11 protein-coding genes and 1 riboswitch are annotated in these 11,367 nt (G+C 71.5%); of the genes, 9 read left to right on the forward strand and 2 right to left on the reverse strand.

All coding sequences use genetic code 11. The features are described from left to right. The first annotated feature begins 151 nt into the window (after positions 1 to 151). From ACFXPK_RS29775 to ACFXPK_RS29810, 8 genes are all read left to right on the forward strand, one after another. The gene (locus ACFXPK_RS29775; RefSeq protein WP_385080194.1) at positions 152 to 1,084 is read left to right on the forward strand and encodes a DUF881 domain-containing protein; all 933 of its coding nucleotides are present in this window, start codon (positions 152 to 154) and stop codon (positions 1,082 to 1,084) included. Next, the gene (locus tag ACFXPK_RS29780) at positions 1,081 to 1,413 is read left to right on the forward strand and encodes a small basic family protein (RefSeq protein ID WP_023543062.1); all 333 of its coding nucleotides are present in this window, start codon (positions 1,081 to 1,083) and stop codon (positions 1,411 to 1,413) included. The genes ACFXPK_RS29775 and ACFXPK_RS29780 overlap by 4 nt, the downstream gene beginning before the upstream one ends. 5 nt (positions 1,414 to 1,418) lie before the next feature. Continuing rightward, complete coding sequence (locus tag ACFXPK_RS29785; protein WP_385080195.1) at positions 1,419 to 2,384, forward strand: DUF881 domain-containing protein; 966 nt, start codon at positions 1,419 to 1,421, stop codon at positions 2,382 to 2,384. A gap of 82 nt (positions 2,385 to 2,466) precedes the next feature. Continuing rightward, positions 2,467 to 3,351 carry an FHA domain-containing protein gene (locus ACFXPK_RS29790; RefSeq protein WP_384995748.1) on the forward strand — a complete coding sequence of 295 codons (885 nt, stop codon included), beginning with the start codon at positions 2,467 to 2,469 and terminating at the stop codon, positions 3,349 to 3,351. 20 nt (positions 3,352 to 3,371) lie between these two features. Next, positions 3,372 to 4,109, forward strand: coding sequence for a MerR family transcriptional regulator (locus ACFXPK_RS29795; RefSeq protein WP_385080197.1), 738 nt, complete (start codon positions 3,372 to 3,374; stop codon positions 4,107 to 4,109). Positions 4,110 to 4,162: 53 nt separating this feature from the next. Beyond that, positions 4,163 to 4,636: a bifunctional nuclease family protein gene (locus ACFXPK_RS29800; RefSeq protein ID WP_006123076.1), complete on the forward strand. Its 474-nt coding sequence runs from the start codon at positions 4,163 to 4,165 to the stop codon at positions 4,634 to 4,636. Positions 4,637 to 4,815: 179 nt separating this feature from the next. Further along, complete coding sequence (locus tag ACFXPK_RS29805) at positions 4,816 to 5,385, forward strand: MerR family transcriptional regulator (RefSeq protein ID WP_384995695.1); 570 nt, start codon at positions 4,816 to 4,818, stop codon at positions 5,383 to 5,385. Between the two features lie 81 nt (positions 5,386 to 5,466). After that, entirely contained in the window at positions 5,467 to 7,029 is a 1,563-nt protein-coding gene (locus tag ACFXPK_RS29810; protein WP_385080199.1) for a DNA polymerase IV, read from the forward strand. Here the strand turns inward: ACFXPK_RS29810 and ACFXPK_RS29815 are convergent. Further along, positions 6,924 to 7,322 (reverse strand): PRC-barrel domain-containing protein, encoded by a 399-nt coding sequence (locus ACFXPK_RS29815; RefSeq protein ID WP_384995700.1) that lies wholly within the window; start codon positions 7,320 to 7,322, stop codon positions 6,924 to 6,926. The genes ACFXPK_RS29810 and ACFXPK_RS29815 overlap by 106 nt on opposite strands. 113 nt (positions 7,323 to 7,435) lie before the next feature. After that, positions 7,436 to 7,533, forward strand: a riboswitch (glycine riboswitch). A 184-nt stretch (positions 7,534 to 7,717) separates the two neighbouring features. Between ACFXPK_RS29815 and gcvP the strand changes: the two genes are divergently transcribed. Next, positions 7,718 to 10,603 (forward strand): aminomethyl-transferring glycine dehydrogenase, encoded by a 2,886-nt coding sequence (gene gcvP / locus ACFXPK_RS29820; RefSeq protein WP_384995702.1) that lies wholly within the window; start codon positions 7,718 to 7,720, stop codon positions 10,601 to 10,603. 180 nt (positions 10,604 to 10,783) lie between these two features. Here gcvP and ACFXPK_RS29825 read toward each other — a convergent pair whose 3' ends face one another. Next, a complete protein-coding gene (locus tag ACFXPK_RS29825; RefSeq protein ID WP_384995704.1) occupies positions 10,784 to 10,990 on the reverse strand; it encodes a DUF5999 family protein in 207 nt (68 codons plus the stop codon). Between the last annotated feature and the right edge of the window lie 377 nt (positions 10,991 to 11,367).

Below are 11,367 nucleotides of genomic sequence, written 5' to 3' on the forward strand. Positions count from 1 at the left end.
GTCGTTGGGTACACCCACGTCTTTTTGGGGGGGGACCGGGACGCAGGGGGGCCGCCCGCGTCGGGGGCCGGCAGGGCGAGCCGCCCCCCCCCCCCCCCGCGTCGGTGGGGCCATTCGGCGGTAGCGGTCGCGACGTGCGACGATGTGCGGCATGTCGCAGCAGCCCCCCATCCGGAGCGCCACTTCTCCGCCCCCGCGCCCGGACGCGTCGATGTCGCTGCTGAACAGTGTGATGGACCACAGCCTCGACGAGGGGTACGCGGAGGCGGCGGCCCGCAGGGACGCGGAGGACGGTGGTCTGCCGCGCACGCTCAAGGCCAAACTGGGCCTGGCCGCCGGGCTGGTGCTCGCCGCCCTCGTGGTCACCGTCGGTGCCGCCCAGGCGCGTATCTCGGCCCCGGTCGTGGCGAAGGAGCGCGAGGAGCTGATCGACCGGATCAACTCGGAGACCTCCACCGCCGACGGGCTGGAGGCCACGGTCGAGAAGCTCCGCAAGGAGGTCGGTGACCGTCAGCGTGCCGCGCTGCGGACCCGGGGCGGTGGCCAGGGTGAGCTGGTGGCCCTGCTGGCCGGGGCGACCCCCGTACAGGGCCCCGGCGTCAAGCTGGTCGTCGACGACGCCAAGGACGCCTCGTCCGGTGGCGGCGGCGGTCCGCGCGAGAGCAGCGGCTTCTCCGACACGGGCCGCGTGCGCGACCGCGACATGCAACGGGTCGTCAACGGCCTGTGGGAGTCGGGCGCCGAGGCGATCGCCATCAACGACCAGCGGCTGACCTCGCTGTCGGCGATCCGGGCCGCCGGGGACGCCATACTGGTCGACAACAGGCCACTCGTGCCGCCGTACACGGTGCTCGCGGTGGGGGACGGAAAGAAGCTGAGCACCGCGTTCCAGGACAGTGCCGACGGCCAGTATCTGCACTCCTTGCAGGAGAACTTCGGCATCCGCACCAGCATCTCGGATCAGCGGGACATGCGCCTTCCTGCCGCGCCCAGCCTGATCGTACGTACAGCAGAGCCGAAGACCGCCGGCGCCGGGAAGGGCGACGGGCAGGACGCGGCAGACATGGAGAAGGGCACATCGTGATCGCCGTACTGGGCCTCGTCGTGGGAGTCGTGGTCGGGCTGTTGGTCCGGCCCGAGGTGCCGGCCGTGGTCGAGCCCTATCTCCCGATCGCCGTCGTCGCCGCTCTGGACGCTGTCTTCGGCGGGCTGCGCGCCATGCTCGACGGGATCTTCGTCGACAAGGTGTTCGTGGTCTCCTTCCTGTCGAACGTGGTCGTCGCCGCGCTGATCGTCTTCCTCGGCGACAAGCTGGGCGTGGGCGCGCAGTTGTCGACCGGTGTGGTCGTCGTCTTCGGTATCCGGATCTTCTCCAACGCTGCCGCCATCCGCCGGCACGTGTTCCGGGCGTGACGCCGATGAACAGCGAGACGAACGGCGAGGAGAACCCGCGGGAGCCCGAGAACCCCCGGGGCTCCCAGAACTCCCAGAACCCCCGGCGACCCGAGCGGCCCGGCGACTCGGGAACGCCGCGGGAACCCGAGCGGCCCGAGCGTCCCCAGGGCACCGAGGAGGCCCCCGGCGCCGCGCACGCGGCTCCCGGGACCGGCGCGGACCCCGAGGGCACCGCAGGGGACGCGCCGGGGCCGTCCGGGGCCCAACAGCTCACCGGTCGCCAGCGGTTGGCGGCCGGGCTGTGGCCGCCCCGGGTGACCCGGGCACAGCTCATCGTCGCCGTCCTGCTGTTCGGGCTCGGGCTCGGGCTGGCCATCCAGGTCAGGTCCACCAACGACGACAGCGCGCTGCGGGGCGCCCGCCAGGAGGACCTGGTGCGGATCCTCGACGAGTTGGACAACCGGACGCAGCGGCTGGAGGACGAGAAGCAGCGTCTGGACGCCCAGCGCACCGAGCTGGAGACCAGCTCGGACCAGGCCGAGGAGGCCCGTAAGCAGACCAAGGAGAAGGAGCAGCAGCTCGGTATCCTGGCCGGTACGGTCGCCGCCGAGGGGCCCGGCATCACGCTGACGATCAGGGACATCAGCGGGACGGTCGAGCCGGACATGCTGCTCGACGCGCTCCAGGAGCTGCGGGCGGCGGGCGCGGAGGCCATTCAGATCAACGATGTCCGTGTCGTCGCCGATACGTACTTCTCGGGCGCCGGAGGTGAGGTACGGGTGGACGGCACAGCGGTGTCCTCGCCGTACGTCTTCAAGGTCATCGGCAAGCCGCAGGATCTGGAGCCCGCCCTGAACATTCCGGGCGGGGTGGTCCAGACGCTGGAGAAGGAGCAGGCCACGGCCACGGTGGCACGGCCTGAGAAGATCATTGTGAATGCCTTGCGACCCGCGAAGCGGCCTGACTACGCTCGGTCGTCATCACGGTGAGGCGGGGGCGCATGCGAGCCGTCGTACGGGGGCATGAGGTTGCGGGGGGTCGGCGCACGAAGAGTGCGGTGAGTGGTGGAAACTGTCCGGTGGATACGGACGTTGTCAAAGTGTCCGGGTCGGCAGGTGTGTTCAATCAGGGTTCGTCCTGCCCCACGGGCGGGTCTGTTTCGGTCAAGGGGAATCGCCCGTGAAGTTGTTTGGGAAGTTGTTCGGCAAAAGCGCACGCGAGGACGGCGGGGGGCGCTCCCGCCATCGCGCAGCGCGCGGTGGGAACGAGGAGCAGGGCGGCGAACGTCCGCTCTTCCGCGACCAGGTGGGTGGCGAGGCCACCGGCGCGTCGTCTGTTGACCCTGCCGGTCCCGGCCGCATAGGTTTCGGGGAATCATCGGCCCCCGGGGGGCCGTCGCGGCAGGAGGATCCCTCTATGGCGGGCTTGCCGGTTTGTACGAGGTGCGGGCACCGCAATGCCGAGGCCAGTCGGTTCTGCTCCAACTGCGGGGCGCCGTTGCGGGGCGGGGTGCCCCCGGAGCGCGCTTCGGAGACGACCTCGACGATCTCGATCTCGGGTCTTGAGGCGTACGACTCCGAGGTGACGGGCCAGACGTCGCTTCCTTCGCTCACGCCGGAGGCACAGGCCGCCGTCGACGCCCTGCCGCTCGGCTCGGCGCTCCTGGTGGTGCGGCGCGGTCCGAACTCGGGCAGCCGCTTCCTGCTGGACGGCGAGCTGACCACGGCCGGCCGCCATCCGGAGAGTGACATCTTCCTGGACGACGTGACCGTGTCGCGCCGCCACGTGGAGTTCCGCAGGGGCGGCGACGGTCACTTCACGGTCTCGGACGTCGGCAGCCTGAACGGTACGTACGTCAATCGTGAGCGGATCGACTCGGTCCTGCTGGCGAACGGTGACGAGGTCCAGATCGGGAAGTACCGGCTGGTCTTCTACGCGAGCCAGCGGGGCGTGTGACACACCGCTGAGGAAGGTCCATGCCGCGTACACCTATGGGCGGTGCCGGAGACGGCGCCGCCCCCACCGGCGACCCGCTGATGAGTATCGGCGCGGTCCTGGGCAGGCTGCGGGACGAGTTTCCCGAGGTCTCCATCTCCAAGATCCGGTTTCTGGAGGCCGAGGGGCTCGTCGAGCCCTGCCGGACCCCTTCGGGGTACCGGAAATTCAGCGTGGAGGACGTTGAGCGGCTCGCTCGTGTCCTGCGGATGCAGCGCGACCACTATCTGCCGCTGAAAGTCATCAAGGGACACCTGGACGCCCTGGAGCGCGGCGAGGACGTGCCTCTTCCCGGCTCCCGGAGGGCGCTGCCGGGCGCGCGGAGGGACGCGGAGTCCGATCTTCCGACCGCGGCCCGGATCGGCCGTGAGGAGCTGCTGGCGGCCGCCGAGGCCGACGGGCACGCGCTGGCCGAGTGGGAGGCGTACGGCCTGGTCGCCCCGATGCCGGACGGCGGCTACGCCGCGGAGTCGGTGACGGTCGCGAAACTTGTCTCGGATCTGGGCAGATTCGGCCTGGAACCGCGGCACCTGCGCGCCATGAAGGCGGCGGCCGAGCGTGACGCGGGACTGGTCGAGCAGGTCGTGGCCCCGCTGCGGCTGCACCGTAACCCGCAGACCAGAGCCCATGCGGAGGAGACCACGGAGGAGCTGTCGGCGCTCTGTGTACGGCTGCACGAGGCCCTGCTCCGAACGGCTCTGGGACCCGGTCCGCACTGATCATGGGGGAGTCCGACTACCCAAACCTGCCGGGCACGTCCTAGGGTTGCTGTGTGAACGAGCTCGACGTAGTGGGTGTCCGGGTGGAAATGCCCTCCAACCAACCGATCGTGCTCCTGCGTGAAGTGGGAGGCGACCGGTACCTCCCCATTTGGATCGGACCGGGGGAGGCGACCGCCATTGCCTTCGCCCAGCAGGGCATGGCCCCGGCCCGGCCGCTGACCCATGATCTCTTCAAGGACGTGCTGGAAGCGGTGGGCCAGGAGCTCACCGAGGTCCGGATCACGGACCTGCGTGAAGGGGTCTTCTACGCGGAGCTGGTCTTCGCGAGCGGGGTCGAGGTGAGCGCGAGGCCGAGCGATGCCATAGCGCTCGCTCTGCGCACGGGTACGCCGATCTACGGCAGTGACGGGGTTCTGGACGATGCTGGCATCGCCATCCCGGACGAGCAGGAGGACGAGGTGGAGAAGTTCCGCGAGTTCCTCGACCAGATCTCTCCGGAGGACTTCGGGACCAACAGCCAGTGACCGGCCGGTGAGCGCCGAGCCGGTCCCCGTCAGCACATTCGGTGAGCCTTTCCCCGAAATGGGGCACGGGAAACCACTCTCAGGGTGATTATCACCCGGCGTGGCGAGTGTGGCGATCGTTGACGCACCCCGGGTGACTGCCTACCTTCGACAGGGCAGGTCAAGGACGGAGGGTCGGCGTGAGAAGCAGCGGCGACGGTACGGCGGCGGGCGGTCCGTATCCGCTTCACAGCAGCGCGCCCGACCCCGGAGCGGAGACGGTCGGATATCGCGGTCCCACCGCCTGTGCGGCGGCGGGCATCACGTACCGCCAGTTGGACTACTGGGCGCGTACGGGGCTGGTCGAGCCGAGTGTGCGGCCCGCGTACGGGTCGGGCACACAGCGGCTCTACAGCTTCCGGGACGTGGTCGTCCTCAAGATCGTGAAGCGGTTCCTGGACACCGGGGTCGGGCTCCAGAACATCCGGGCGGCGGTCCAGCACCTGCGGGACCGCGGCTTCCGTGACCTGGACCGGATGACGCTGATGAGCGACGGTGCCACGGTCCACGAGTGCTCCTCGCCCGACGAGGTGGTCAGCCTGCTCCAGGGTGGCCAAGGGGTCTTCGGGATCGCGGTGGGCGTGGTGTGGCGGGACGTCGAGGCCGCGCTCTCCCAGCTCCACGGGGAGCGGATCGACACCGGCGAGACGCTGGTCGGGAACAACCCCGCCGACGAACTGGCACGGCGGCGCCGTGACCGGGCCGTCTGACCGGGCCCTTTCCGGCCGACCGGCCCCGTGGGCGGCTGTGTTCCGGGCCGATTGTCAGTGGCGTGAGGCAGCATCAGTGGTGTGAGAACCGCTCCGACCGTCCTGCACCTGGACATGGATGCCTTCTTCGCCGCGGCAGAGCAGGCGGCGAAGCCGAGTCTGCGCGGGAAACCGGTGGTCGTCGGCGGTCTGGGCCCGCGCGGCGTGGTCTCGACGGCGTCGTACGAGGCGCGACGGTTCGGGGTGCACTCGGCGATGCCGATGGCCCAGGCCAGACGCCTCGCGCCGAACGCGGCGTACCTCGTGCCGCGCTTCACGCTCTACCGCGCGGTCAGCGAGCAGGTGATGGGGCTGCTGCGCGGGCTGTCGCCGCTCGTGGAGCCGCTCAGCCTGGACGAGGCGTTCGTGGACCTGGAAGCGGGCGGCTCGGCCCATGACACGGCCTCGGCGCTCGCCGCGGGGGAGCGGCTGCGCCGGGACATCAAGGAGCTGACCGGGCTCAGCGGCTCGGTGGGGCTCGCCGGCTCCAAGATGCTCGCGAAGATCGGCTCCGAGCAGGCCAAGCCGGACGGGCTGGTCCTGATAGAGCCCGGCACGGAGCGCGAGCTGTTGGGACCCATGACGGTACGGACCCTCCCCGGGGTGGGGCCCACGACGGGCGAGCATCTGCGCCGGGCCGGGATGACGACGGTCTCTGACCTCGCCGAGGCGGGCGAGGACGAGCTGGTACGGCTGCTGGGCAGGGCGCACGGGACGTCGCTGTACCGGATGGCGCGGGGGCACGACGAGCGGCCGGTGGTGTCCGAGCGTGAGGCCAAGTCCGTGTCGGTCGAGGACACCTTCGACACCGACCTGCACGACCGGGTTCGGGTGCGTACGGAGGTGGACCGGCTCGCGGAGCGGTGCGTACGGCGGCTGCGGGACTCCGGGCACTCCGGGCGGACCGTGGTCCTCAAGGTGCGCAGGTACGACTTCTCCACGCTGACCCGCTCGGAGACGCTCAGAGGCCCCACGGACGACCCGGGAGTGGTGCGGGAGGCCGCCGGGCGCCTCCTGGAGTCCGTGGACACCACGGGCGGCGTGAGGCTGCTCGGGGTGGGGGTGACGGGGCTCGCCGACTTCACACAGGAGGATCTCTTCGCCCAGGCCGCCGCCCGCGAGCGGGAGGCGGCGGAGCACGCCGGTCCGGCCGACGGGGAGGGGCGGGACGCCGCCGCGGAGGGCGGCGCGGGGGAGGGGCACGCACCGCGGGAGGGGGCGTCGCCGGCGGCCGGGGCGGGGGCACCGCCCTTGACCGGGCCGTTCGGGGCGGTGGGGGCTTCCGAGCCGTCCGAGGAGCGCCGGTTCCCGGCCGGACACGATGTGCTCCATGCCGAGTTCGGCCCCGGCTGGGTGCAGGGCAGCGGGCTGCGGAGGGTCACCGTACGGTTCGAGGAGCCCGGGTCCACCCCCGGGTGGGTGCGGACGTTCTGGGCCGACGATCCCGATCTGGAACTCTCCGAGCCGCTGCCCCTGGTGCCCGGGACGGACGAGCCGCGTCAGTCGTCCTGGCCCGCCAGCCGACCGAAGTTCCGCTCGGAGTCCCGGTCCGAGAGGGCCGCGGGCCCCTCCGGCGGGTCCGGGGACGGGAGGGCGAGGCCGTAGTGGTGGTAGAGCTGGAGCTCCTGCTCGGGGGAGAGATGGCGGCCGACACCGAAATCGGGGGCGTCCTTGATCAGGGCTCGCTCGAACGGCACCCGCAGCCCCTCCGCCACCAGGGTGCTGGGGGCGAGGGGGACGAACGCGTCACGGCTGAAGAGCCCGGTGCGGACGGCGGCCCATTCGGGGATGCCGGTGGCGTCGTCGAGATAGACCTCGTCGACCGTGCCGAGCTTGCGCCCCTCACGGTCGAACGCCTTGCGTCCTATCAGGCTGCGCGGATCGATATCGGTCTCCACGGTCCCTCCAGCGGGTCGCGACTGCTCGTCACCCCTACAAAAGTGCAGAAACCGGGCGACGGCCACTCGAAAGTCGCCCGGAAGATCCCGCTGGTAGGCTGGCAAGCGGCTGCTGACCCCGTGCGGGAGAGTCCTCCGGTGAGCCCACCGGAGGCGCCGAAGGAGCAAATCCTCCCCGGAATCTCTCAGGCCCCCGTACCGCGCGGACGAGGTCACTCTGGAAAGCAGGGCGGACGCCGGACCCTACGGCAGCCGCTCTCACCGACGGTGAAAGCCGGACCGCCTTACGGCGGACCGGTGAAGCTCTCAGGTCGAGATGACAGAGGGGGAGGCCGTTCCGGGCACCCGCGTCTAGGTGCCCCCGCAGGTCGTGGCAGACCAGGAGGCCTCCGCATATGAACGCCCACCGCACCCCGCTCGCCCGCCTGGAGCGCGGCATCCCCTTCGAACAGCGTCATATCGGCCCCGACGCGGGGGCGCAGGCGAAGATGCTCGCGCAGGTCGGCTACGGCTCGCTCGACGAGCTGACCGCCGCCGCGGTGCCCGACGCGATCAAGAGCGCGGAGGCGCTGAACCTCCCCGACGCCCGTACCGAGGCCGAGGTCCTGGCCGAGCTGCGTGCGCTCGCCGACCGCAACCAGGTGCTCGCGCCGATGATCGGGCTGGGCTACTACGGCACCTTCACCCCGCCGGTGATCCTGCGCAACGTGATGGAGAACCCGGCCTGGTACACCGCGTACACGCCCTACCAGCCCGAGATCTCCCAGGGGCGGCTGGAGGCGCTGCTCAACTTCCAGACTGTCGTCGCCGAGCTGACCGGACTGCCGACCTCCGGCGCCTCGCTGCTGGACGAGTCCACGGCCGCCGCGGAGGCCATGGCGCTCTCCCGGCGCGTCGGCAAGGTCAAGGGCGGGGTCTTCCTGGTCGACGCCGACACCCTGCCCCAGACCATCGCCGTGATCCGCACCCGCGCCGAACCGACCGGTGTCGAGGTCGTCGTCGCCGACCTCGCCGAGGGCATCCCCGCCGAGGCCGCCGAGCGCGGCGTCTTCGGGGTGCTGCTCCCGTACCCGGGCGCCTCCGGGGCCGTACGGGACCTCCGGCCCGTGATCGAGCGGGCGCACGAGCTGGGCGCGGTCGTCACCGTCGCCGCCGATCTGCTCGCGCTGACGCTCCTCACCCCGCCCGGTGAGCTGGGCGCCGACATCGCCGTCGGCACGACCCAGCGCTTCGGCGTCCCCATGGGCTTCGGCGGACCGCACGCCGGCTACATGGCCGTGCGGGAGAAGTTCGCGCGCAGCCTCCCCGGGCGCCTCGTCGGGGTCTCCGTCGACGCCGACGGCCACAAGGCGTACCGGCTCGCGCTCCAGACCCGCGAGCAGCACATCCGCCGCGAGAAGGCCACCAGCAACATCTGCACCGCTCAGGTCCTCCTCGCCGTCATGGCCGGGATGTACGCGGTCTACCACGGCCCCGACGGGCTGCGCTCCATCGCGCTGCGCACCCACCGGTACGCGGCGGTGCTCGCCGCGGGGCTGCGCGCCGGGGGCGTCGAGACCGTGCACGGCGGCTACTTCGACACCCTCACCGTGCGCGTCCCGGGCCGGGCCGCCGAGATCGTCGCCGCCGCCCGCGAGGGCGGGGTCAACCTCCGCCAGGTCGACGCCGACCAGGTCTCCATGGCCTGCGACGAGACCACCGGCCGCGCACAGCTCGCCGCCGTGTGGACGGCGTTCGGTGTCCGGGGCGACGTCGACGCGCTGGACGCCGCCACCGAGGACGCGCTGCCCGGCGCGCTGCTGCGCACCGGCGACTTCCTGACGCACCCGGTCTTCCACGAGCACCGCTCCGAGACCGCGATGCTGCGCTACCTGCGCCGCCTGGCCGACCGTGACTACGCGCTGGACCGCGGCATGATCCCGCTCGGCTCCTGCACGATGAAGCTGAACGCGACCACCGAGATGGAGCCGGTCACCTGGCCCGAGTTCGGCGCGCTGCACCCCTTCGCGCCGGCCGAGCAGGCGCAGGGCTATCTGACGCTCATCCGTGAGCTGGAGGAGCGGCTCGCCGAGGTCACCGGGTACGACGCGGTCTCCCTCCAGCCCAACGCCGGATCGCAGGGCGAGCTGGCCGGGCTGCTCGCCGTACGGGCCTACCACCGGGCCAACGGCGAGACCGGGCGCACCGTCTGCCTCATCCCGTCCTCCGCGCACGGCACGAACGCGGCGAGCGCGGTCATGGCCGGGATGCGGGTCGTCGTCGTGAAGACCCGCGAGGACGGCGACGTCGACGTCGAGGACCTGCACGCCAAGATCGAGCAGTACGGTGCGGAGCTGTCCGTCCTGATGGTCACCTACCCGTCCACGCACGGGGTGTTCGAGGAGCACATCGGCGACATCTGCGCCGCGGTGCACGACGCGGGCGGTCAGGTGTACGTCGACGGCGCCAACCTGAACGCGCTGGTCGGGCTGGCGAAGCCGGGCCGGTTCGGCTCCGACGTCTCGCACCTCAACCTGCACAAGACCTTCTGCATCCCGCACGGCGGCGGCGGCCCCGGCGTCGGCCCCGTCGGCGTACGGGCGCACCTCGCCCCGTACCTGCCCAACCACCCGCTCCAGCCGGCCGCCGGGCCCGAGACGGGCGTCGGGCCCATCTCGGCGGCGCCGTGGGGTTCGGCGGGCATACTCCCGATCTCCTGGGCGTACGTCCGGCTGATGGGCGGCGAGGGGCTCAAGCGCGCGACGCAGGTCGCCGTGCTCGCCGCCAACTACATCGCCAAGCGCCTGGAGCCGCACTTCCCCGTGCTCTACACCGGTCCCCACGGGCTGGTGGCGCACGAGTGCATCGTGGATCTGCGGCCGCTCTCCAAGGCCACCGGTGTCAGCGTCGACGACATCGCGAAGCGTCTGATCGACTACGGCTTCCACGCGCCGACGATGTCGTTCCCCGTGGCGGGCACGCTGATGATCGAGCCCACCGAGAGCGAGGATCTGAACGAGATCGACCGCTTCTGCGAGGCGATGATCGCGATCCGTGGGGAGATCGAGCGGGTCGCGTCGGGCGAGTGGCCCGCGGACGACAACCCGCTGTGCCACGCGCCGCACACGGCCGCCGCGCTGGGCGGGGAGTGGGAGCACGCGTACAGCCGCGCCGAGGCGGTCTTCCCGGCCGGTGTGTCGGCGGCGGACAAGTACTGGCCGCCTGTCCGCCGTATCGACGGCGCGTTCGGCGACCGTAACCTGGTCTGCTCGTGCCCGCCGGTGGACGCGTACGACAACTGACGTACGGGGCGTACGTTCCGTGGGTGGCCGTACGCGGCCGCCCGCGGCCGTCCTCGGCGTACGGAACGTGCGGGGACATGCGTCGGGGCCGGTGCGGAGTGTGTCTCCGGCCGGCCCCTGTTCTTCCGGTGGCGGTCGCACGGCCTCGCGGGCGGTGGACCGCCGGGTGGTGGCCCGGACTCAGGCCGCCGTGGCCACCTGCTCCGTGCGCAGCGGCCGGTGCGGAGCGATGATCTGCCCGTCGGGCAGCAGCTCACCGGTGTCCTCGAAGAGCAGAACGCCGTTGCACAACAGGCTCCAGCCCTGCTCCGGGTGGTGCGCGACGAGCCGTGCGGCGTCGCGGTCGGCGGAGTCGGCTGTCGGGCAGGCGGGCTGGTGCTGGCACATGGGTGGATTCTTTCGCTGGGTCGTCGTGAGTGTCCTGCGGCGCGATGAGGTCATGGCGCCTCCCCCGTATCTGTCTGGTCCAGTCCTAGTGTTGCCCCACGGACGGTGGATCCGCAGGTATTTCGCGGCAGCGCTTCCTTCTGCTTAAGGACGTGACACCGGGCCGGACGGTTCAGCTCGACCGTGCTCTCTTTCCGGGTGGTTCGCAGTGGCCTGAGATGACTACGCCGCATGGTCGGCGAAGTGGCCCCCCCCCCCCCGGGCCCCCCGCGGGCGTCCCGGACCGGGCGCGCCCGCCGTGTACGTCCCCGGTGTGGCGGTCCTCGGCACCGTCCAGCACCCCGACGGCTCCACCGTGCCCCGCGCCGCGCTCACCC

The organism is Streptomyces sp. NPDC059142 (genome assembly GCF_042755665.1).
Taxonomy (GTDB): Bacteria; Actinomycetota; Actinomycetes; order Streptomycetales; family Streptomycetaceae; genus Streptomyces.